The following is a 23,207-nucleotide window of genomic DNA, read 5'->3' as shown; positions in this document are numbered from 1 at the left end:
TTAATTAATACAGGAAAGGCTTCCGTTTCCAAAAACCTTTCATCTATTAATTTCTATCAAATAGACAAAAAAAATCATAAAGACCGGTTAAACCGGCCTTTATGATGACCGTCTTAAAACTTTCTATTACTCTACAGTTTCAGGAACTTCAATGTCACCATTGATTACTTGTTGTTTAAATTCTTCAATTTTCGCCATCACGTCTTCAGGAATTGCTCCACGTGAATCAGCTAGATCTACGCCATCATCAGACAAACCGTAAGTAACTGTTTCGCCACCTGGGAATTCGCCTGCCATACCTTGTTCAGAAATATTGATTACAGCTGTATCTACACGCTTCAATACTGAAGTCAAAGTAACGTTAGCGTCACCTGTTTGACCTTCATCGTATTGATCCGAATCTACACCAATAACCCAAATATTTGCTTCTGGATTCGACTCTTTACGTTCTTTAGCTTCAGTGAAAACACCGTTACCAGTGCCGCCAGCTGCGTGGAAAATGATATCTGCTCCAGCAGAATACATACGGTTCGCAGTTGTTTTACCTAATTCCGCTTTATCAAAAGCACCTGTGTATTGAACATCAACTTCAACTGACTCATCTACAGCTGCAACGCCTGCAAGGAATCCTGCTTCAAAACGCTCAATTACTGGAATTTCCATTCCGCCAACAAAACCAATTTTCTTCGTTTCAGACATTAGAGCTGCTGCTACACCCGCAAGGAATGCACCTTCTTGCTCTTTAAAAAGAACACTCGCAACGTTTGGAGCATCAACTACTGCATCAATGATTGCAATTTGTGCTTCAGGCTGTTGATCAGCAATTTCTGCTACAGCACCTTCCATCAAGAAACCAATTCCGAATACAACATCAAAATCGCGACGGATTAAGTTGTTCAAGTTAGTGTTGTAATCCGCATCTGATGCAGATTGAAGATAGTCATAGCCACCATCGCCTTTTTCAAGACCATTGTCTTTACCAAATTGCTGAAGACCTTCCCATGCAGATTGGTTAAAGGATTTATCATCTACGCCTCCAACATCAGTAACCATGGCTACAGAAAAGTCAGAAGTTTCTTCTCCGCCTTCTCCTCCACCAGTTTCACCGTTTGAAGTATCTTCGTCGCTACCGCAGGCAGCAAGCATAGTTCCAGCAGCAAGCATTAATGATAAACCTAGACCAAATTTACGTTTTGTCAATGTAATAACCCCCAAGGTTTTTTTGATATTAGCAGGAATTTGATGTTTTACATACGTTTGCGAACCACATGAAAGCTAAATTTATCAGCTCTAAAGTAATTCTTTGAATAAAGCACCAATCGATCGTCTTCATCGTAATGGAGCTGTTTTAAAACAAGTAATGCTGTTTCCGGTTCACACTCCAGGATTGGTGAAGCATCATCATGATAGCCAGTCGGATCAATAAATGTCACCGCATAGGAGATATGAATGTCTCCAGATTCTTCAATCGCTTTAAAAATGGAACTTTCTGTGCGTTTCAAAAAATCTGTAGGCAAATACGCGGAAGGAACCTTGTCGATACAATAAACTACAGGGTCGCTGTTTGCCGTACGAACGCGTTCAATAGTAATAATGGTATCATCGGCTTTGCAATGAAAGCGTTTTATATCCTCTTCAGAAGAAAGGCCCTCTGACGTGCTTAAGTAAATAGCACCGGGTTCCATTCCTGCCTGACGGATCATATCGGATACACTTGTCAATTGTTCAATTCCTGAGGAAAATAAAGGTTTTGAATTGACGAATGTCCCAACTCCGTGGCGTCTGATGATAGTATTATCTTCTTCCAACAACCGAAGCGCTTCTCGTAAAGTCGCTCGGCTAACTCCAAGTGTTTTCGATAATTCGAATTCGGACGGCAACTTCTCTTTTTCTTTGTAGACGCCCGCAGCAATATCCTGTTTCATTCGATCGATCACTTGAAGGTACAAAGCACGATGATCCGATTTAATTGTCATACGATTCACCACCCATGACAGAGATCAGACATCTGATGTAAAACATTCCTACTAATCAGAATTACTATAACACTTATTAGAAACGAAATAAATAGTAAATTGTCGAATTCAGCGAATTTTCGGTTCTCGAATCAATAAACTAGTGATTAATTTATCACAAATAACTTCAAATTCCTCAATAATCTTCCTGCTTTGGAACTAGTACCGTACGCGGTTTACTGCCTTCATAGGGTCCAACGACACCACGTTGTTCCATCTGATCAATAATTCGAGCTGCACGTGAATACCCGACACGGAAGCGACGCTGTAACATTGAAACGGAGGCCGTCTGCATTTCTGTGACTAGCTTTACCGCTTCATCGTAAATTTCATCTGTTTCTTCGTCTATTTTGGTTTCATCAATTTCACTCGGAATCATGTCTTCCTGATATTGTGCTTTTTGTTGTTCGATTACAAAGTCTACAATTTTTTCGACTTCTGAATCAGACAAGAACGCTCCTTGGACACGCACCGGTTTTGATTGACCTGCCCCTAAGAACAACATGTCTCCACGACCAAGTAATTTTTCAGCGCCACCCATATCCAGTATTGTGCGCGAATCGATCGATGATGAAACGGCAAAAGCTATTCGAGAAGGAATATTCGCTTTGATGACCCCTGTGATGACGTTAACACTCGGACGTTGTGTCGCAATAATCAAGTGAATTCCTGCAGCACGCGCCATTTGAGCCAATCGCGTAATGGCATCTTCTACTTCATTTGAAGCAACCATCATTAAATCAGCCAATTCATCGACAATAACTACAATAAACGGTAATTTTGGATGCTTGTCTTCATTTTCTTCATTGAAAACACGGACATATTCGTTATAACCTTCAATATTTCGTGTGCCTGTATGAGAGAAAAGTTCGTATCTTCTTTCCATCTCTGAAACAATTTTCTTTAATGCTTGTGCTGCTTTACGCGGATCTGTGACAACGGGTGCTAAAAGATGTGGTATGCCGTTATAGACGTTTAACTCGACCATTTTCGGGTCAATCATCATCATCTTCACTTCATGCGGTTTAGCACGCATAATAATGCTAGTAATAATGCCGTTAATACAGACTGATTTCCCGCTACCCGTCGAACCGGCAACTAATAGATGCGGCATTTTGTTTAATTGGGTCATGACAGCCTGACCAGTAACATCTCTACCAAGTGCAAATAATAATTTAGCGTCGGGTTGGTTGTTTTCCTCTGACTCTAACACTTCACGTAAGCTAACAATTGAAACTTCCGAGTTTGGCACTTCAATACCGATTGCAGATTTCCCCGGAATAGGTGCTTCGATACGAATATCGCGTGCAGCTAAAGCTAATGCTAAATCATCATGTAAACTAACAATCTTGCTAACTTTGACGCCCGTGTCCGGCAATACTTCGTACTTTGTCACTGCAGGACCTAAATGAACTTGCGTTACTTTTGCCCTTACACCAAAACTTTGGAACGTTTTCTCAAGTTTTTTGGCATTTTTTTGGATGCCGGAATATTCTCCACTTTGATCATGATGTGGCGGCAGAGTTAATAAGCTCATCGGAGGCAATTGATATTCCTCATTCTCTAGCTCTTCTGCAGTTGATAATAATTGGACGTCTCCGGTCTCTTGTGGTTGTTCAGCAACTTCTGGTGGAGCGGCTTGTTTTGGTTTAACATTTTCGGTGAATGCCGAAATAATCGGTGCTTCTTGTTTTGGCTCGTATAAAAGATCTTCTTCCTTGTCGTCATCTTCATCGTATGACAGGGATTCGTTGATTTCCAAAACTTGTTCAGATTCTGACTTTTTACGAGAAGCACGTGTTTTTTTCGGCTTACTTTGTTTAAAGCGACTCATTAACGAATCGATAATCGGACGCATACTTGGTATTTTTTCTGCGATAAAAGGAGCGGCGGCTTTTCCTGTTAAAATGATGGCACCAATCGATAGTAAAATGATGGCGACAACCCATGTGCCTGCCGTTTCGAAAAGAACGTGCAATAGCGCATACAGTAAAGCCCCTAAAATCCCGCCTCCTGTTGCTAAATAACTATTCCAAATAGTACCGGTCATTTTTGTTGTGCGGATTGTTTCGGCAATAACGTTTGAAGAAGTGATTGGTAAAATACTATTCGCTGCCCAAATTAAATGGCAAATTAGTAAAATGCCAATTAATACAAATACGGACCCGAACGCCACTTTTATTTTAGGTTTTGGCCATTCGCGTTTTACCATGACAAATATCGCGATAAAAACGAGTGACACAGGGATTAAGAACGCCATATATCCTGCTACATATTCAGCTATATTGTAAAACATTTTACCAATAACGCCGAGCTGAAAAGTCATCAATACCGCAATTCCTAATAAGATTAACCCGATAACTTCATATGCAATCATTGGCATGGGTTGTCTTTTTTTATTTTTCGGTTTTGCTTTTGGTTTCGCTTTTGTTCTTGCTCTTGCTCTCGCTTGTGATTTTTTTTTCGCGGTTTCACGAGCCCTATTCATACCTATCCCTCACTTCTTCCATAATCGAAAAAGGATTTCCTCCGATAAAATCGGTATGGAAATCCTTTTACTTTTTTCTTAGTATTCCATAATAATTGGGATAATCATTGGACGGCGTTTTGTTTGTTGGAACAAATAAGAATTCAATGTATCGCGAATTTCTTGTTTAATGTTGTTCCACTCAAATGCATCTCTAGTGACGTACTTTTCAACGACTTTACGAACAAGACGCGTCGATTCTTCCATAAGTTCCTCTGATTCACGAACATATACGAAACCACGTGAAATCATTTCCGGACCAGATGCAATTTTCTTCTCTTTGCGGTTTAACGTAACTACAACAATGAAAATACCATCTTGTGATAGTAATTTACGATCGCGCAGTACAATGTTTCCGACATCGCCTATACCAATTCCATCAATTAATACATTTCCAGCAGTAACACGTCCGCTCATGCGAACTTTGCCACCTTTATATTCTACGATATCGCCTTTGTCTGCGATAAAAATTTCAGACTTATTTAAGCCAACTTGTTGGGCTAATTTAGAATGCGCAATGAGCATTTTGTATTCACCTTGAATTGGGATGAAATACTTTGGCTTCATCATATTCAACATCATTTTCAAATCTTCTTGACTGCCATGGCCCGAAACGTGAACTTTTTTACTTGAAGTCAACACGTTTGCTCCAGCTTTCGCCAATTTGTTCATTGTTTGGAACATCGGAACTTCCATACCGGGTGATGGTGTGAATGTGATTAATACTGTGTCCGTTGGTTTGATCTTAACGTCTTTATGTTGCTTGCGAACCATTTTATCCAGTGCTTCTAGTGGTTCACCTTGGTTACCTGTAACGATAATAACAACTTCATCATCGCGATAGTTTTCCAAGTCTTTCAATGAAATAACCGTGTCTTCATCCACAGTCAAATAACCAAGTCTTAAACCGACTTCATAGCTACTCTCAAGACTTCTACCTGCTACTGCAACCTTTTTACCTGTCGCTGCCGCAATATCAAATACCTGCTGGATGCGGATAAAGTTTGATGAATACAATGATACAAGCACACGGCCTTCAGCTGCTAGAAAAGCAGACAAAATATGGTCAGCAACAACAATTTCTGATGTTGTGTAACCAGGACGTTCTGCTTCTGTTGAATCGGACAACAACATCAAGACACCATCTTCTCCTAATTTCGCCATTTTTGCGATATCAGGCTTATAGCTGCCTTTAGCTGATTGGTCAAATTTAAATTCACCCGTATGCACAATAGCGCCTTCTGATGTGTGGAAGACAATTCCTAATGCGTCAGGAATACTATGTGTTGTATGGAAAAAAGTCACATGTGTTTTATCAAAGTTCATGCGGCTTTTGTTCGTCACCTCAAAAAACTTCACATGCTTTAAAGAACCTTGTTCTTTAATATGTTCTTTTGCCAATGCGATTGTTAATTTCGATCCATAAACAGGCACTTGGATTTTCTTTAATAAATAAGCAATTGATCCAATCGCATCTTCATGTCCGTGTGTTAAGAAAACACCTTTCACGCGATCTTTGTTTTCTACTAAGAAAGTCATATCTGGAATGACGATGTCCACGCCAAGCATTTCATCTTCCGGGAACATCAATCCGCTGTCTACGACAAACAAATCTTCGTCAATTTCAATTACATACATTGCTTTGCCGATTTCTCCGACTCCGCCTAAAGGGATAACTCTTATTACTTCATTTTTAATTTTACTCAATTCATTTCCTCCTAAAATTCACCCGTACACATCCATAGAATTCATTATACGGGAATCATCGGAAACAGTCCAAAGAAAAAAATAAACCGGCACATTGGCCGGTCATTTTAACGACTATTGCTCGAGATTAAATAATATTTTCCTCGATTAACGCTTCAGCAATTTGGACGGAATTCAAGGCTGCGCCTTTAACCAAGTTATCCGAAACGACCCAAAGGTGGAAGCCATTCGGGTTATCTAAGTCTTGACGAATGCGCCCAACAAACACTTCATCTAGTCCAGCCGTCATTAATGGCATCGGGTAAATTTGGTTTGAAGGGTCGTCCATCAGTTCAACACCTGGTGCATCGGTCATTGCTTGTTTCACTTGATCGACAGTCGCTTCTTTTTGTAGTTCTACATAGACAGATTCTGAATGACCAGTAACTACCGGAAGACGTACACAAGTTGCCGCCACTGCTAAAGAATCATCATGCATTATTTTTTTCGTTTCATTAATCATTTTCATTTCTTCAAATGTATAACCATTTTCCGTGAATTGATCAATTTGCGGAATCACATTAAAAGCAATCGGATAATGCTGTTCAGCTGATTTAACTGGCAACACTTTTGCTTCTGCTTCTTTTGCATTATCAAAGTCAGCAGCTTGCGCTTTTAATTCATTAATCGCATCAATTCCAGCACCAGACACAGCTTGATAAGTAGAAACGACAACTTTTGTCATACCGTATAATTCTTTTAATGGCTGTAATGCACAGACCATTTGAATCGTAGAACAGTTTGGATTGGCAATAATTCCTTTGTGCAAACGTAAATCGCTTTTGTTTACCTCAGGGACAACGAGTGGTACTTCTTTGTCCATACGGAATGCACTCGTATTATCAATAACAATTGCTCCGCGTTTAACAGCTTCCGGTGCAAATTTCTCTGAAATACTACCACCTGCACTAAACAACGCGATATCGATACCTTCAAATGATTCTGGCTTTGCTTCTTGCACTGTATAGACTTTGCCATTGAATTCAATTTCTTTTCCAGCAGAACGACTAGAAGACAAAAAGACGATATCTTTTATCGGGAAATTCCGTTTTTCCAATTGTTCTTTCATTTGCTGACCAACTGCTCCTGTTGCTCCTATAATTGCCACATTGTATGTTTTCAAAATATTCGCTCCCTCAATGATGATTTGAGTTATTGTAACATAATTTAGTCTGCTAAAGGAATAGAAAACACAAAAAAGCTTCCTTAAACTAAGGAAGCTTCTTTCGGACGAATAATAGAAACGGCGGGTGCTTCCAGCAGAATTTCTAATAAGCCTATTACTTTTTGAAGTGAAACTTGGTCGATTTGTGTTAACACTTCTTCATAAGACTGGTGTTTTCCTAGTAGCATTTCGTGTCTGCCATTACGGCTCATGCGTGCGCTCGTACTTTCAAGTCCGAGCATTAAACTGCCTTTTAACTGCTCTTTGGAATCTGTGATTTCCTGCTCTGTTATACCACCATTTTTTAGTTCTTTTAGTAAGCTTAAAATGACTTGTTGCATTTCAGCCATTTGCTCATCTGAAGTTCCTCCGTATATTGCTAAAGTTCCGTGGTCAGAATACGCCGAATGGTAAGAGAAAATAGAGTAAGCTAGACCTCGTTGCTCTCTAATTTCTTGGAACAATCTCGAAGACATAGAACCCCCAATAATATTGTTTAACACCGTAACATTATAAATATCTGGATCGTTTAAAGATAAGCCGGGATAACCAAGGCATAAATGACCTTGTTCCGTTTCTTTGTTTTTTAATGAATAGCCAGACGTGAAATTAGGAAGTTCATATTTTTTAGGGCTTTCTTCTTTTTCAAAGTCCCCAAACAACGATTCAATCTTTTCTATTAACGCCGGAGTGATATTTCCTGCTACTGATACCACAGTGTTTGCTGGCGTGTAGTGACGGTCCATATAATCGCGAATTTTCTCTGGTGTAAAGCTCGCTAAAGTTTCAGCGGTTCCAAGTATCGGTGCGCCAATTGAGTTTTCCGGATACATAACACGCCAAAGTTGCTCATGAACATCGTCATCAGGCATATCTTCCGTCATGCTGATTTCTTCAAGAATAACTTGACGTTCTTTATCAAATTCTTCTGGGTCCATTTGCGAATTGAAAAACATATCTGCAAGCACTGTTACTGCGTGCGCTGCATGATGATCTAATACTTTGGCATAGTAGCATGTATATTCTTTTGACGTATAAGCGTTAATATCGCCGCCAATACGATCAAATTCACGAGCGATTTCTTTAGCTGTTCTTGAATCTGTTCCTTTAAACAGCATATGTTCGATAAAATGGGTAATGCCATTTTCTTCTGGCAATTCATCTCGGGAGCCATTGTTTACAAAGACACCCATTGCGACAGAATGAAAATGTGGGATATGTTCGGAAACAATGCGCAATCCATTTTTGCAAGTCTGTGTAGTCACCATGTGCATGTTCCTCCTCATAGTAAAAAATTGCCGACAAAGTCGGCAATTTGTATGGTTAACCTTATTCTTGGTTTTGTTTTTCAGCTGCTTCTTTTTGTTCTTTCAAAACAACTTTACGTGATAAGTTTACACGGCCTTGACGGTCAATTTCAATTACTTTGACTTGGATGATTTGATCCATCTTCAGAACGTCTTCCACTTCTTTCGTCCGTTCTTCTTGGATTTCAGAAATATGAAGAAGTCCATCTTTACCTGGGAACAATTCAACGAATGCGCCAAACTTCTCGATACGTTTCACTTTACCTTCGTAATATTCGCCGACTTTCGCCTCGCGAACGATGTTTTCAATCATTGCTTTCGCTTTTGCGTTCATTTCTTCATCAACAGATGAAATAAAGATTGTACCGTTTTGCTCAGTATCAATTTTAACGCCAGTTTCATCAATGATTTTGTTGATTACTTTACCACCAGGTCCAATAACATCGCGGATCTTGTCTGGGTTGATCTTCACCATAATGATTTTCGGTGCGTATTTAGAAAGAGTTGTTCTTGGTTCAGCAATTGTCGCCAACATTGATTCTAAAATGTGGATACGGCCAATTTGAGCTTGAGTCAATGCTTCTTCTAAAATTTCACGAGAAAGACCGTCAATCTTGATGTCCATTTGAAGAGCTGTAATGCCTTTTGCAGTACCTGCTACTTTAAAGTCCATATCGCCAAGATGATCTTCCATACCTTGGATATCAGATAATACCGTATAGTTATCGCCTTTTTTCACTAGACCCATTGCAATACCTGCAACTGGAGCTGTAAGTGGTACACCCGCATCCATCATCGCAAGTGTTGAAGCACAAATACTTGCTTGTGAAGTAGAACCGTTCGATTCAAGTACTTCTGCAACAAGACGAATTGTGTAAGGGAAATCTTTTTCGTTTGGAATAACCGCTTCTAATGCACGTTCACCAAGTGCCCCGTGACCGATTTCGCGGCGACCTGGTCCACGAAGGAATCCAGTTTCACCAACCGAGAACAATGGGAAATTGTAATGGTGCATAAAGCGTTTTGTATCTTCAATACCAAGACCGTCGATGATTTGAACATCACCTAAAGCACCTAGCGTACAAATACTCATCGCTTGCGTTTGCCCACGCGTAAATAGACCAGAACCGTGCGTACGGTTCAAAATGCCAACTTCAGAAGACAATGGACGGATTTCAGAAGGTCCACGGCCATCCGGACGGATTTTTTCGTCTGTAATTAAACGACGAACTTCATCTTTCACCATTTTATCTAAAATTTGACCTGCTTGTTTTTTAACTGCATCGTCAGATTCCTCGTATGCTGCCATAGCGCGTGCTTTAACTTCGTCAATTGCTTCGTTGCGCGCTTGTTTTTCGTTAATTTGAACAGCTGTGTTCAAATCAGTTTCAACAGCGTCTTTAAGAGATGATGTCAATTCTGCATCCAATTCATATAGTTGGATGTCAGATTTTGCTTTACCAACTTCTTCAGCAATTTGTTCTTGGAAAGCGATCAATTTCTTAATCTCTTCGTGACCGAACATAATTGCTTCTAAAATGATTTCTTCAGAAACTTCTTTTGCTCCTGCTTCAACCATGTTAATCGCATCTTTTGTTCCAGCTACGATTAAGTTGATTGAGCTTTGCTCCAGCTGATCGTTTGTTGGGTTAATAATATACTGACCGTCGATCAATCCAACGATTACGCCAGCAATGGGTCCGCCAAAAGGAATATCCGAAATCATAAGAGCTAATGAAGATCCGAACATTGCAGCCATTTCAGATGGGCAATCCTGATCTACAGACATAACCATCGAAATAACTTGAACTTCATTACGGAAACCGTCTGGGAATAATGGACGAATTGGACGATCGATTAAGCGACTAGTTAACGTCGCTTTTTCAGATGGACGTCCTTCACGTTTAATAAATCCGCCCGGTATTTTACCAACAGCGTAAAGACGTTCTTCGTAGTTTACAGTTAACGGGAAGAAATCTAATGGTTTTGGTGTTTTTGATGCTGTTGCAGTTGATAAAACTGCTGTATCACCGTAACGAATTAATGCAGCTCCGTTTGCTTGTTTTGCCAATTGGCCAACCTCTACTTGTAATTCGCGGCCTGCCCAATCCAGTGTGTAGACTTTTTTTGTTTGCTCCATAATATCGAGCTCCTCTCTATTACCATGTATCTATATACTATATGTATCCAATTAGTAGTGTATCAAAAAAGCATCTAGTATGCGATGCGATAGTTTAAAGTTTTATCCATAAAGAAAAAGCGGGACGAATCCCGCTTTTACTGTTTACTATTAACGGCGTAGGCCAAGTCTTGCGATTAACTCACGGTAGCGAGATACTTCGTTTTCACGTAAGTATTTTAGCAAGTTACGACGGCGTCCAACCATTTTGAATAGACCACGACGTGAGTGATGATCTTTTTTGTGAGTACGTAAGTGCTCATTCAAGTTGTTGATGTCTTCTGTAAGAATAGCGATTTGAATCTCTGCAGACCCAGTATCAGTGTCGTGCACTTTGTATTCGCTAATCAATTCATTTTTGCGTTCTTGTGTGATTGCCATACTGTTTCCACCTCCTAATTTCTGATATCCCCAATTACCGAGCAAACGTTGGTGATTCGATTTGCCAAGCAACGGTTTGTACTTTTAGTACTCATAAATAATAGCATAAGGCATTTTTAAAATCAACTGCACCGGTTAATTTATCCGACTGAATATTTGTTCAGCCGTCACTTTATCGCGCTGTATTTGTTGTTTCAACTCGTCAATTCCTGAAAATTTTTGCTCATCGCGGATGCGGTCATGCCATTCAACTTCAACCATTTCTCCGTAAATCGATTTGTCAAATTCAAGAATATGAACTTCAATCACTTGTTTTTTGATATCTGGATTATTAAACGTTGGTTTGTAGCCAATATTGCAGACTCCGTTATACACTTCGCCTTGCACTCGAATTTTCACCGCATAAACACCCCGACTTGGCACGACTGCACCCAGTTCAGGTTCTACGTTAGCTGTTGGAAATCCAATTGTCCGTCCTCGTTTGTCGCCATTTACAACCGTACCTAAAACGCGAAAAGGTCGTCCGAGCAACTGACATACTTTCCCGGTTTCGCCTTGCTTTAACAATTCACGAATACGGGTCGAGCTAATTTTTTCAGCGCCCTCTTCTAACTTATCAGCGACCGTAACGCCATAACGACCTTCGCTCATCTGTTTCATCAATCTCATATCGCCTTTTCCTTTACAACCAAATGAAAAGTCAAAACCGGCTGTGACATGTTTTGCATTTAAACCCGTAATAAAAAATTCAATGAATTCTTCTGGCGTCAATTTGGCAAACTCCGAAGTAAATCGAATGATAAAGCAGTAATCTACATTCATGTCTTCTAAAATATCCATTTTTTGCTGCATAGGAGTTATATAAAAAACTTCTTCTTTTCTTCCACCGAGCACCAGTGAAGGATGCGGATCAAAAGTCATAACTGCTGATTTAATCCCTTGTTGTTCAGCTTGTTTAATGGCTTCTCCAATAACGCGCTGATGACCTTTATGTACCCCATCAAAAAAACCAAGTGCCAATGATAAGGGACCCGTTTCGTTAACAGGCTTTACCTGGTTCGGATAAGTTAAATGAATAATTTCCATACTACACCTCGTCTGCTGTCGGAAAACCGAACATTTTTTCAGGTTTCATTTTGTCCGCTTTTTCAGGATGATTTTTATAAAGTGCTACAGGCTGTCCTTTATACGTCAACACAACAAATCCCATTTGGTCGAGTATAGAATGCCGTGCAAGTACTTGTCCATTTTTTACAGCAAAAATCTGTTTGGACTCAATTTCCATGAAAGGAAACAAACTTAAGCCATAACTTAGCGGTTTCAAAACATCACCGATATGTTCATTTTGAGCAAGTTCAGCCACTTCGGCAAGTGTTACGCAATCCTGTTGGCTGAATTTCCCTGATTCTGTTCGTGTCAGTCTAGACATATGGGCAGGGTATCCTAAAGCTTGCCCTATTTGCACAGCCAGTGTGCGAATATAAGTTCCTTTTCCACAACGTATGCGAATATTGAATTTGATTTGCTGACCGGACCATTCGCTATCGTCATCCATCAATTCGATTGAGTCAATCCGGACCGTTCGCTCTGGGCGCTCAACAGGAATTCCTTGACGAGCATATTCGTATAATTTTTTGCCATTTACCTTAACGGCCGAATACATGGGTGGAATTTGCTTAATGTTCCCTGTTAATTGAAGCAACACCGCTTCTACTTGTTCGCGTGTGATGACTTTTTCTGATGGGTCTGTATCCACAGTTTCGCCTGTAGCGTCTTCAGTTTCCGTTGAATACCCAATCGTTACTTCCGCCTCATAGGTCTTTCCTTGGTCGGTAATATACTCCGCTACTTTTGTAGTGTTGCCGATACAAATTGGTAACACGCCGTCTACTTCAGGATCTAGAGTGCCTGTATGTCCTACCTTTTTTGTTTGCAAAATTTTTCTCAATTTAAAAACACAGTCGTGTGAAGTCATTCCTTTTTCTTTCCATAACGGTAAAATTCCGTTTAACGCCATATCATTTTAACCCCTTTGCTTGATGCAAAAAAAGCCCACTATCTATTATAGACAGCGGGCTTTGTTTTAATCTTCTTTTGGTTCTTGAATATCACGCAATAATGTATCAATCCGATTGCCATATGCAACCGATGAATCGATTTCAAAAGACAGTTCAGGAGTTTTACGAAGACGGATTCGTTGTCCAATTTCAGAACGGATAAATCCTTTTGACTTCGTTAACCCAAGCAATGTCTGTTCTTTTGCATGGTCTTCGCCTAATACGCTGATATATACAGTTGCTTGCTGGAGATCTCCTGTAACTTCAACATCTGTTACAGTGACAAATCCGATACGTGGATCTTTCAGTTTTCGACTGATGATATCGCTAAGCTCTTTTTTCATCTGCTCAGCTACACGATTCGCGCGCATTGTCATTGATAGTCCACCTCGTTCTTACAAATATTCTTTTTCATTCTCCAAGCATTCCCATGCAGGATTGCTTTCCAAATAGTAGAGAACCTGTGCCATTTCTTTATCTGCCACTTCTTTTGATGAAGAGACGATAACAAAAGCGAGACGGGTTCGCTGCCATACATTTTGGTGATCAATCTCTGCAGCGGAAACGTTGAATTTTTGTTTACTGCGGGTCAGCATGCTTTTAACAACTGCCCGCTTATCTTTTAACGAATGTGCCGTTGGAATGAAAAATTCGCATTCCATATAGAGGATCATTTACGTTTGATTTCTTCCATAACGTAAGCTTCGATAATGTCCAATTCTTTTACATCATTGAAGTTTTTGATCGTAATCCCGCATTCGTATCCTTTTGCCACTTCTTTAGCATCGTCTTTAAATCGTTTCAACGTGTCGATTTCGCCTTCAAATACGACGATACCTTCACGAATAACGCGGACTCCGCTATCGCGAGTGATTTTACCTTCTGTTACATAACTTCCGGCAATAGTACCCACTTTAGAAACTTTAAACGTACTACGGATTTCTACTTGTCCAATAATTTTTTCTTCAAATTCCGGATCAAGCAATCCTTTCATAGCAAATTCAATTTCTTCAATTACTTTATAAATGATGCGGTGTAAGCGGATATCTACACCTTCAGCTTCAGCAGTGCGTTTAGCGTTTGCATCAGGACGAACGTTAAAACCGATAACAATGGCATTTGACGCAGCTGCCAATGAAATATCAGATTCTGTAATCGCACCAGCACCTGTATGAATGATTTTCACATTTACGCCTTCAACATCAAGTTTAAGTAGAGATGCAGCCATTGCTTCAACTGCCCCTTGAACGTCAGCTTTGACGATTAAGTTAAGTTCTTTCATTTCGCCTTGTTTTAATTGATCAAACAAATTATCAAGTGTTACACGTGTCTTCTCAGAACGCTGAACTTGAAGTGCTGAAGTTGCACGTGTTTCTCCAACTTGGCGAGCTGTTTTTTCGTCTTCAAAGACAACAAAACGGTCTCCAGCTTGAGGTACATCGTTCAATCCAGTAATTTCAACTGGTGTAGAAGGGCCGGCTTCTTTTGCACGACGACCTGTATCAGATACCATCGCACGAACACGACCAAATGTATTTCCGACAACAATCGGATCTCCAACTTTTAATGTTCCATCTTGTACTAGAAGTGTAGCAACTGAACCGCGGCCTTTATCAAGCTCTGCTTCAATAACTGTACCAATCGCACGACGTGCAGGGTTGGCTTTTAATTCGCCAACTTCCGACACAAGAAGAACCATTTCAAGTAGTGAATCGATACCGTCTCCAGACAAAGCTGAAATCGGAACGAAAATTGTGTCGCCGCCCCATGCTTCTGCTACAAGTCCATGTTCAGTCAATTCTTGCATAACACGATCCGGATTTGCACTTGGCTTGTCCATTTTGTTTACTGCAATAATGATTGGAACTTCTGCTGCTTTAGCATGGTTGATTGCTTCAACTGTTTGTGGCATAACGCCGTCATCAGCTGCTACAACGATAATCGCAAGATCTGTTACTTTAGCTCCGCGTGCGCGCATTGTTGTAAACGCTGCGTGACCAGGAGTATCTAGGAACGTGATTTTTTTGCCGTTATCGACAACTTGGTAAGCACCAATATGTTGTGTGATTCCGCCTGCTTCGCCAGCAGTAACTTTTGTGTGACGAATAGAATCTAGCAAAGTTGTTTTACCGTGGTCAACGTGACCCATGATTGTAACAACTGGCGGACGCTCTTCGTTTAAGCTTTCATCTTCTGGCTCAAAGTAAACTTCAAGATCTGTTTTATCAACTAAGATCTCTTCTTCCACTTCAACCTCATATTCCGCACAAATCAATTCAATTGTATCTTTATCCAATTCTTGGTTAATGGTAGCCATTGCACCAAGCATGAATAATTTTTTGATAATTTCAGACGGCTCGCGTCCTAATTTTTTTGCAAGTTCAGCTACCGTTAATGACTCACTAAAAGTGATTTTAGCCGGCAGTTCTTTTTCTCTTTTAGGCATAGGCGGCAACGGATTTACTGGTTGTTGCTGTTTGCCTTTCCCTTTGCGGTTTTGGAATCCGTTACGGTTTCCGCCGCTTGGACGTCCTGAAGAACGCTGACCAGGTCCCGCTGTTGGCTTCGCTGCTTTTGGTGTAAAGTTCGAACCAGATTTTGCGGGTGTTGTTGGACGTTGACCATTCCCTTGTGAACGGGATTGTCCTTGACTTGGAGCTGCTGCTGGACGCGACTGGCTTCCTTGTCCTGAAGGACGTTGGCCTTGTGACGGTCGTGACTGGCTTCCTTGTGACGGACGTTGGCCTTGCGCTGGACGTGACTGGCTTCCTTGTCCTGTTGGACGAGATTGACCTTGTGCTTGACGTGACTGGCTTGCTGGACGTGATTGTGCTGGTGGACGTTGCCCAGCTCCAGCATTTTTATAAATGCCGTCTAATTTTGTTACATCTGAATCTTCTAATGTTGCCATATGGTTTTGAACTTTGACATTTAGTTTTGACAATTCATTGATGATTTCTTTACTTGGCTTATCTACTTTTTTCGCGTATTCATGTACTCGAATTTTGGTCATCTGCTCGCCCCCGATTAATTTCTTCAATCAAGCTGATTAGTTTTTTTGCAAATCCTGAATCTGTGATTGCAATCACTACTCGCTCTTCCTTACCTATCGCATGTCCCAACTCGTAACGGGATCCAAAAACACGGATTTCTACACCGTTTGATTTGCATTTATCATGCAATTTCTTACTTGTATTGTCTGAAGCATCTTCAGAAAGAATCACTAATTTTGCTTTACCTTTTCGAACTTCACTCACGGACATTTCTTCACCAGAAATGGTCATTCTTGCACGTGTAGCTAATCCCAGTAATTGAAGGACTTTTTCTTTGGTCATTATTTCAACTGCTCTCTAAGAACGACGCGAATTAACTCATCATAAATTTCGTCTGGAACCTTAACTTCTAATTGCTTGTCCAGCACTTTCTTTTTGCGCGCAGTCGCGATGGCATCTTCCGATTTCGAAAGATATGCGCCGCGTCCTGACTTTTTGCCTGTCAAATCGACGGATACTTCGCCTTCTTTTGAACGGACAACGCGGGTCATTTCTTTTTTAGGATGCATCTCGCCTGTAGCTACACACTTCCGTAATGGAATTTTCTTTTGTAGAGCCAACGGACATCACCTTTTCTACGTTATTCTTTATCTTCGTAAAAATCAAAGTCATCCAGTTCTTCACCAGATTCTACTAATTCGATGCTAGAATTCTCGTTTGGATAAATTCCAAGTTCACGCGCATCTGTTTCACTCTTAATGTCGATTTTCCAGCCTGTTAATTTTGCTGCTAAACGAGCATTTTGTCCACGTTTACCGATAGCAAGAGATAGTTGATAATCAGGCACAACAACGGTTGTCGATTTTGCTTCTTCGTTTACTTGCACATCTAATACTTTAGATGGGCTTAGTGCGTTAGCTACAAATACAACAGGTTCTTCTGACCATTCTACGATATCAATTTTCTCTCCACTTAACTCGTTTACGATAGTTTGAACACGGCCACCTTTAGATCCAACACATGAACCCACTGGGTCAATATCATCGCGATGAGCAAAAACCGAAATTTTTGAACGGTCTCCAGCTTCACGTGCGATTGACTTGATCTCAACAATGCCATCATAAATTTCAGGCACTTCGTTTTCGAATAAACGGCGCAGTAGTCCTGGATGTGTGCGTGAAACAAACACTTGTGGTCCGCGTGTCGTGCGTTCTACTTTTGTGATGTACACTTTAATGCGATCATGTGGTTTGTAATGTTCATTTGGCATTTGTTCTGTCTGGGGAAGCACAGCCTCAACTTTGCCAAGTCCAACGTATAAATTGCGAGCGTCCATGCGTTCAACAATACCGTTAACGATATCATCTGCACGATCAACAAACTCTTCGAAGATCAAGCCACGTTCAGCTTCACGTACGCGCTGAGTCACAACTTGTTTTGCTGTTTGAGCCGCAATACGACCGAAGTTACGAGGTGTTACTTCTTCCTCTACTACATCTCCAAGTTCATATGCAGGGTTGATGACTTTTGCATCTTCCAACGAAATGTGAAGACGTTCATCTTCAACTTCCTCTACTACATCTTTACGAGAATACACCAGCATTGTTCCCGTATTTAAATTTAAATCCACACGAACATTTTGTGCTTGGTTAAAATTTCGTTTGTACGCTGTTACTAAGGCTGCTTCAATCGCTTCAATTAAAACTTCACGCGAAATTCCTTTTTGTTTTTCCAATACTTCAAAAGCATCCAATAACTCACTGCTCATTTTATTCACTCCCAGGTTCTTCAATCAGGTTTAACAGAAAAATCAATGGCCAAACGGATAACTGCAATTTTGTTTTTTGCAATACTGATTATTTTTCTGCGTGTTTTGATTTTAATTTCAATTTCTACTTGTTCATCATCAAAAGACTTTAAATAACCTTCAAACTCTTTTGCATCTTCAACAGGTTCATATGTTTTGATGTAAATGAATTTACCGATCGCTTTTTCAAAATCTTTTTCTTTCTTCAACGGACGTTCTGCTCCTGGAGATGAAACTTCCAAGAAGTAGTTTTGTTCAATTGGATCTAATTCATCCAAAATCCCACTTAGTTTTTCACTAACTAAAGCACATTGTTCAATATCAATTGGTGCTTCTGGATTGTCCACGTACACCCGTAAAAACCAATCGCGTCCTTCTTTTAAAAACTCCACGTCTACAAGTTCTAGTCCTAGTTCACTCGTAATTGGTTGTGCTATCTGCTCGATTTGTTCTGTAATTTTGCTCATACATGCCTCCCGCCAATTTTTCGCCATAACAAACAGAAAAGAGCGGGAGAACCCACTCTTCTGCGACAGAGCTATTCAGTAAATGTTACTACAATAATACCATAAACCGCGCCGTGGTGCAACTGACTAGAACAGTGACAGCTGATTCGCTTCTGGCATACCTTCTAAGCAACCGTGATCATCCATGTATTCGATGATTGTTTTTGAAACACGACCACGTTGTTGCAAATCTTCTTTCGATAAAAATTCCCCATGTTCCCTTGCAGCTACGATTGATTTCGCTGCATTGGTTCCTAATCCTGGGATAGCATTAAACGGCGGAATCAAACTCTTTCCTTCAATAATAAATTGATCAGCAGAAGATTTATATAAATCTACTTTTTGGAAAGTATAGCCCCGCTCTACCATTTCAAGCGTTAGTTCCATAACCGTTAATAAGTTTTTCTCTTTAGTTGAAGCTTCTAGACCTTTGGAATTGATATCATCAATTACTGAACGAATCGATTGCGACCCTTTAGACATTGCATTAACATCAAAATCTTCAGCCCGAACGGTAAAGTATGCTGCGTAATAAAGAATCGGGAAATGAACTTTGAAATAAGCAATCCGAACAGCCATTAATACATATGCAGCCGCATGGGCTTTCGGGAACATGTACTTAATCTTTTTACAAGATTCGATATACCAGTTTGGTACACCTTCTTTTTTCATCGCTTCTTCAAATTCAGGTGTTAAGCCTTTCCCTTTTCGAACGGATTCCATAATTTTAAATGCTAGTGAAGACTCGAGTCCTTGATAAATCAAGTAAACCATAATGTCATCTCGACAACCAATTACATCTGACAGCTGACAAGTACCATTTTGAATCAATTCTTGCGCGTTACTTAACCAAACGTCCGTCCCGTGAGACAGTCCCGAAATCTGAACCAGCTCCGAAAACGTATTCGGCTTTGTTTCTTCAAGCATTTGACGGACAAAACGCGTACCAAACTCAGGAATGCCTAGTGTACCGGTCTTGCAGCCAATTTGTTCTTTCGTTACGCCAAGCGTTTCTGGTCCGGCGAAAATCTTCATTACTTCCGGATCGTCGGTAGGAATGGTTTTTGGGTCTATTCCAGATAAATCTTGCAGCATACGAATTACTGTCGGATCATCATGTCCGAGAATATCCAGTTTTAATAAATTATCGTGAATCGAATGGAAATCAAAATGAGTCGTCTTCCATTCGGAATCCTGTGCATCTGCAGGGAATTGAATCGGCGAAAAATCATAAATGTCCATATAATCTGGAACAACAATAATTCCTCCTGGGTGCTGACCAGTGCTCCGTTTAACACCTGAACAACCTTGCACAAGTCGATCGATTTCTGCACCACGAATTGTCATATCCCGGTCGTTTGCATAGCCACGGACATAACCATAAGCCGTCTTTTCTGCAACCGTCCCAATCGTTCCGGCACGGAAAACATTATCTTCACCAAATAACTCTTTTGTATAGTTGTGAGCTTTGGACTGATACTCACCACTAAAGTTTAAATCGATATCGGGAACTTTATCCCCTTTAAATCCTAAAAACGTTTCAAACGGAATATCTTGACCTTCTTTTTGATACGGAATATCACAGTCTGGACAGTTTTTATCTTGCAAATCAAATCCGGAACTGACTGACCCATCATCAAAAAACTCGGATTTTTTACATTTTCTACAAATATAATGTGGCGGCAACGGGTTTACTTCTGTGATTTCAGTTAATGTCGCAACTAAAGAAGACCCAACCGAACCACGCGAACCAACTAAGTAGCCGTCATCTAACGATTTTTTAACAAGTTTGTGTGAAATCAAGTAAATAACCGCAAATCCGTGACCGATAATGGATTTAAGTTCTTTTTCAATCCGTGCTTCTACAATTTCAGGTAACGGTGAGCCGTAAATTTGTCGAGCCATATTATAGCTAAGCTCTCGGACTTCCTCATCAGCGCCTTCAATTTTTGGTGTGTATAGTTCATCTTTGATCGGTTTCACGACTTCAATCATTTCAGAAATTTTCAAGGAATTGGCTACCACAAGTTCATGTGCCGTTTCACTGCCAAGAAAATCAAATGCATCTAACATTTCATTAGTCGTTCTAAAATGCACTTTCGGTAATTTCGTACGGTTCAATGGATTCGCTCCACCTTGTGATCCGATTAATACTTGACGGAAAATCGCATCTGTTTCATCAAGGTAATGAACATTGCCAGTCGCCACTAACGGTATCTCTAATTTGCGGCTAATTTTTACGAGTTTGCGGATAATGTCTTCTAAATTCCATTCATCTCGAATCATTTCTCGTTCGATTAAATGTGAATAAACTTCTTTCGGATGAACTTCTAAATAATCATAAAATTGAGCAGTCTTTTCGACTTCTTCCATCGATTTTTGCATAACTGCTTCAAACACTTCGCCTTTATCGCAACCTGAACCTACTAAGAGTCCTTTTCGATGCTTTTGCAACAACGAACGCGGAATACGCGGCACTCGGTAGAAATAATTGATATGCGAAGCAGATACTAGTTTGAAAAGGTTTTTCAATCCTTCGTCGTTTTGCGCGAGCAGTGTACAGTGAGTCGGACGCGATCGTTTATACGCATCGCCACTACCCACATAATCATTTAATTGATCATGATACAAAATACCTTTTTGATCCGCTTCTTTTAAAAGATGCGTCAACAAATACGAAGTTGCTTCCGTATCGTAGATGGCTCTGTGATGCTGCGTTAGCTCAATGCCAAACTTTTTAGCCAATGTATTTAGACGATGATTTTTCAATTCAGGGTGAAGCATACGCGCTAATTCTAAGGTATCAATTGTAGCATGTACGGTATCTATGCCGTATTTTTTGTAGCAAACATACAAGAAGCCCATATCAAATGATGCATTATGAGCGACCATAATATGGTCTCCTGCCCAGTCATGGTATTTGCGAATAACTTCTTCTACTTCCGGTGCATTTTTCACCATGTCATCCGTAATCCCAGTTAAATCGATCGTCGTCGATGATAGTTCATGATGCGGGTTGGCAAAACTTTCGAATTTATCAATGATTTGACCGCCTTTAATCTTTACAGCAGCCAGCTCAATGATGGTATCGTAAACAGCTGATAAACCTGTGGTCTCTAAGTCAAACACCACGAAGGTTTCTTCTTCTAATAGTGCATGGCGCTCTTCATACGCAATCGGTACACCATCATCTACTAAATTCGCTTCTAATCCAAAAATTGCTTTAATGCCATGTTTTTTACTGGCTGCGTAAGCATCCGGAAATGATTGCACACCAGCGTGATCGGTAATGGCGATAGCAGGATGACCCCATTTGGCGGCTTGACTTACTAAAGAATCGACAGACGAAACAGCGTCCATTTGACTCATTGGTGTGTGCAAATGCAATTCAACACGTTTTTCTTCAGCCGTATCTCGTCGAAGTTCTGGTTTGATTTCCACCATATCTTGCGCCATCATGACCAAATCTCGAACAAAAGTATCCGTTTGAATTGAGCCACGCGCTTTTAGCCACATGCCTTTTTTCGCATTGGCCATTAATTCAGCATCTTCTTTATCGCGCGAGAACATTTTCACAAGAATCGAATCGGTATAATCTGTTATTTTAACCGTTAATAATGAACGTCCGCTTCGTAGTTCACGAACCTCAGCATCAAAGACATAACCTTCGATAGTCACTCGGCGCTCTTCATCAACAATGGATTTAATATCAACGATATTTTCATCCGGTTTGATCGCAGAACCCATTTGGAATGGTCCTGAAGGAGCTCCATTTTCTTTCTGGCTGGTTTCTCGCTTTTTCATATCCGACAATGCTTTTTTCGCCATTTCTTCTTCTTCGCGCAAACGTTCTGCCATGAAAGCTGCATGAGCGGCTTCTTGGTTTTCGTCTGATAGTTGAAAATCAATGGCTACATGTGGAAAGCCAAATTGACGGTAAACCCCTGCTAGTTTATCACTGTATTTTGATTTTAATGCCATCATTTCATGTTCATGACTGCATTGTAATAATAATTTATTGCCATTCCATACTGGCGCTTGTGACAATAACCGCTCACGTAGTGGCGGTGCCATGTCTGCCAATTCTTCAACAGCATATTTCCAATAAGATAATACTAAGTCTTCCTGTGCCGTTTCTTGTGCGGTTTCAATGTTTAGTTGAACTCGAGCAATTGGAGAAAATGTGCTATATAGACGTTCTTTTAATAATAGATACAAGTCAATCGGCAAGATATTCTTCAATTTCACAATAAATTTCCAGGAACGTTCTTTTTTATGGACGGTCATCCGTGTCAATTCAGCTTCTTCGAAAAAAGGCATGTGTACATCTTCCGTTAATTCGAGATGCTGAAGCAGCAATTTGAATCGCATCTTAGAGTCTTGCTCGTTTGTCATAATTATCCCCTTCATGGTAGTGATTTAAGAAAAGTGCTAGCTTAAGTTCTTTCAGGATCTTCTGAAGCAAGCAGAAAAAGAAAGGAAAGTACACAATGTACTTTCCTTTCATCATATCAGATTTCGTTA

18 protein-coding genes are annotated in these 23,207 nt (G+C 40.3%); all 18 read right to left on the bottom strand.

Going from position 1 to position 23,207, the window contains the following annotated elements; genetic code table 11:
• Nucleotides 1-126 precede the first annotated feature (126 nt).
• Entirely contained in the window at nt 127-1,200 is a 1,074-nt protein-coding gene (locus MLE13_RS01810; RefSeq protein ID WP_240747744.1) for a BMP family lipoprotein, read from the bottom strand.
• A 47-nt stretch (nt 1,201-1,247) separates the two neighbouring features.
• Nucleotides 1,248-1,976, bottom strand: coding sequence for a GntR family transcriptional regulator (locus MLE13_RS01805; RefSeq protein WP_240747743.1), 729 nt, complete (start codon nt 1,974-1,976; stop codon nt 1,248-1,250).
• A 175-nt stretch (nt 1,977-2,151) separates the two neighbouring features.
• A complete protein-coding gene (locus MLE13_RS01800) occupies nt 2,152-4,503 on the bottom strand; it encodes an FtsK/SpoIIIE family DNA translocase (RefSeq protein WP_276323769.1) in 2,352 nt (783 codons plus the stop codon).
• 78 nt (nt 4,504-4,581) lie between these two features.
• Nucleotides 4,582-6,249 carry a ribonuclease J gene (locus MLE13_RS01795; protein WP_008430894.1) on the bottom strand — a complete coding sequence of 556 codons (1,668 nt, stop codon included), beginning with the start codon at nt 6,247-6,249 and terminating at the stop codon, nt 4,582-4,584.
• Between the two features lie 127 nt (nt 6,250-6,376).
• Entirely contained in the window at nt 6,377-7,414 is a 1,038-nt protein-coding gene (locus tag MLE13_RS01790; RefSeq protein ID WP_346429149.1) for an aspartate-semialdehyde dehydrogenase, read from the bottom strand.
• Nucleotides 7,415-7,494: 80 nt separating this feature from the next.
• A complete protein-coding gene (locus MLE13_RS01785) occupies nt 7,495-8,721 on the bottom strand; it encodes a M16 family metallopeptidase (protein WP_240747742.1) in 1,227 nt (408 codons plus the stop codon).
• A gap of 61 nt (nt 8,722-8,782) precedes the next feature.
• Nucleotides 8,783-10,900 carry a polyribonucleotide nucleotidyltransferase gene (pnp, locus tag MLE13_RS01780; protein WP_240747741.1) on the bottom strand — a complete coding sequence of 706 codons (2,118 nt, stop codon included), beginning with the start codon at nt 10,898-10,900 and terminating at the stop codon, nt 8,783-8,785.
• Between the two features lie 150 nt (nt 10,901-11,050).
• Nucleotides 11,051-11,320 carry a 30S ribosomal protein S15 gene (gene rpsO / locus MLE13_RS01775; RefSeq protein WP_240747740.1) on the bottom strand — a complete coding sequence of 90 codons (270 nt, stop codon included), beginning with the start codon at nt 11,318-11,320 and terminating at the stop codon, nt 11,051-11,053.
• A 135-nt stretch (nt 11,321-11,455) separates the two neighbouring features.
• Entirely contained in the window at nt 11,456-12,406 is a 951-nt protein-coding gene (ribF, locus tag MLE13_RS01770) for a riboflavin biosynthesis protein RibF (RefSeq protein WP_240747739.1), read from the bottom strand.
• A gap of 1 nt (nt 12,407) precedes the next feature.
• Nucleotides 12,408-13,337: a tRNA pseudouridine(55) synthase TruB gene (gene truB, locus MLE13_RS01765; protein WP_240747738.1), complete on the bottom strand. Its 930-nt coding sequence runs from the start codon at nt 13,335-13,337 to the stop codon at nt 12,408-12,410.
• Nucleotides 13,338-13,403: 66 nt separating this feature from the next.
• The gene (gene rbfA, locus MLE13_RS01760) at nt 13,404-13,754 is read right to left on the bottom strand and encodes a 30S ribosome-binding factor RbfA (protein WP_008430880.1); all 351 of its coding nucleotides are present in this window, start codon (nt 13,752-13,754) and stop codon (nt 13,404-13,406) included.
• A gap of 18 nt (nt 13,755-13,772) precedes the next feature.
• On the bottom strand, nt 13,773-14,051 hold the full coding sequence (locus MLE13_RS01755) for a DUF503 domain-containing protein (protein ID WP_240747737.1): 279 nt from the start codon (nt 14,049-14,051) through the stop codon (nt 13,773-13,775).
• Nucleotides 14,048-16,390, bottom strand: coding sequence for a translation initiation factor IF-2 (infB, locus tag MLE13_RS01750; RefSeq protein WP_240747736.1), 2,343 nt, complete (start codon nt 16,388-16,390; stop codon nt 14,048-14,050). The genes MLE13_RS01755 and infB overlap by 4 nt, the downstream gene beginning before the upstream one ends.
• A complete protein-coding gene (locus MLE13_RS01745) occupies nt 16,368-16,712 on the bottom strand; it encodes a YlxQ family RNA-binding protein (protein ID WP_008497939.1) in 345 nt (114 codons plus the stop codon). The genes infB and MLE13_RS01745 overlap by 23 nt, the downstream gene beginning before the upstream one ends.
• Nucleotides 16,712-16,990, bottom strand: coding sequence for an RNase P modulator RnpM (gene rnpM, locus MLE13_RS01740; RefSeq protein ID WP_008430874.1), 279 nt, complete (start codon nt 16,988-16,990; stop codon nt 16,712-16,714). Before rnpM ends, MLE13_RS01745 begins: the two co-directional genes overlap by 1 nt.
• 20 nt (nt 16,991-17,010) lie before the next feature.
• Nucleotides 17,011-18,138 carry a transcription termination factor NusA gene (gene nusA, locus MLE13_RS01735; protein WP_008497941.1) on the bottom strand — a complete coding sequence of 376 codons (1,128 nt, stop codon included), beginning with the start codon at nt 18,136-18,138 and terminating at the stop codon, nt 17,011-17,013.
• 20 nt (nt 18,139-18,158) lie between these two features.
• A complete protein-coding gene (rimP, locus tag MLE13_RS01730; RefSeq protein WP_240747735.1) occupies nt 18,159-18,644 on the bottom strand; it encodes a ribosome maturation factor RimP in 486 nt (161 codons plus the stop codon).
• 126 nt (nt 18,645-18,770) lie between these two features.
• Nucleotides 18,771-23,078 (bottom strand): PolC-type DNA polymerase III, encoded by a 4,308-nt coding sequence (locus MLE13_RS01725; protein ID WP_240747734.1) that lies wholly within the window; start codon nt 23,076-23,078, stop codon nt 18,771-18,773.
• Nucleotides 23,079-23,207 lie beyond the last annotated feature (129 nt).

The sequence above is a fragment of the Planococcus halocryophilus genome (assembly GCF_022489025.1).
GTDB lineage: Bacteria > Bacillota > Bacilli > Bacillales_A > Planococcaceae > Planococcus > Planococcus halocryophilus_A.
The sequence above is the reverse complement of the archived record's forward strand: the minus strand, read 5'-3'. Positions and strand labels throughout refer to the sequence as shown.

Excerpts from the sequence above, each read along its gene's own strand:
- MLE13_RS01800 (WP_276323769.1), bottom strand. The coding sequence starts at position 4,503 with ATGAATAGGGCTCGTGAAACCGCGAAAAAAAAATCACAAGCGAGAGCA.
- pnp (WP_240747741.1), bottom strand. The coding sequence starts at position 10,900 with ATGGAGCAAACAAAAAAAGTCTACACACTGGATTGGGCAGGCCGCGAA.
- MLE13_RS01805 (WP_240747743.1), bottom strand. The coding sequence starts at position 1,976 with ATGACAATTAAATCGGATCATCGTGCTTTGTACCTTCAAGTGATCGAT.
- rimP (WP_240747735.1), bottom strand. The coding sequence starts at position 18,644 with ATGAGCAAAATTACAGAACAAATCGAGCAGATAGCACAACCAATTACG.
- MLE13_RS01745 (WP_008497939.1), bottom strand. The coding sequence starts at position 16,712 with ATGACCAAAGAAAAAGTCCTTCAATTACTGGGATTAGCTACACGTGCA.
- truB (WP_240747738.1), bottom strand. The coding sequence starts at position 13,337 with ATGGCGTTAAACGGAATTTTACCGTTATGGAAAGAAAAAGGAATGACT.
- MLE13_RS01725 (WP_240747734.1), bottom strand. The coding sequence starts at position 23,078 with ATGACAAACGAGCAAGACTCTAAGATGCGATTCAAATTGCTGCTTCAG.
- MLE13_RS01785 (WP_240747742.1), bottom strand. The coding sequence starts at position 8,721 with ATGGTGACTACACAGACTTGCAAAAATGGATTGCGCATTGTTTCCGAA.
- infB (WP_240747736.1), bottom strand. The coding sequence starts at position 16,390 with ATGACCAAAATTCGAGTACATGAATACGCGAAAAAAGTAGATAAGCCA.
- rpsO (WP_240747740.1), bottom strand. The coding sequence starts at position 11,320 with ATGGCAATCACACAAGAACGCAAAAATGAATTGATTAGCGAATACAAA.
- ribF (WP_240747739.1), bottom strand. The coding sequence starts at position 12,406 with ATGGAAATTATTCATTTAACTTATCCGAACCAGGTAAAGCCTGTTAAC.
- rbfA (WP_008430880.1), bottom strand. The coding sequence starts at position 13,754 with ATGACAATGCGCGCGAATCGTGTAGCTGAGCAGATGAAAAAAGAGCTT.
- MLE13_RS01755 (WP_240747737.1), bottom strand. The coding sequence starts at position 14,051 with ATGATCCTCTATATGGAATGCGAATTTTTCATTCCAACGGCACATTCG.
- nusA (WP_008497941.1), bottom strand. The coding sequence starts at position 18,138 with ATGAGCAGTGAGTTATTGGATGCTTTTGAAGTATTGGAAAAACAAAAA.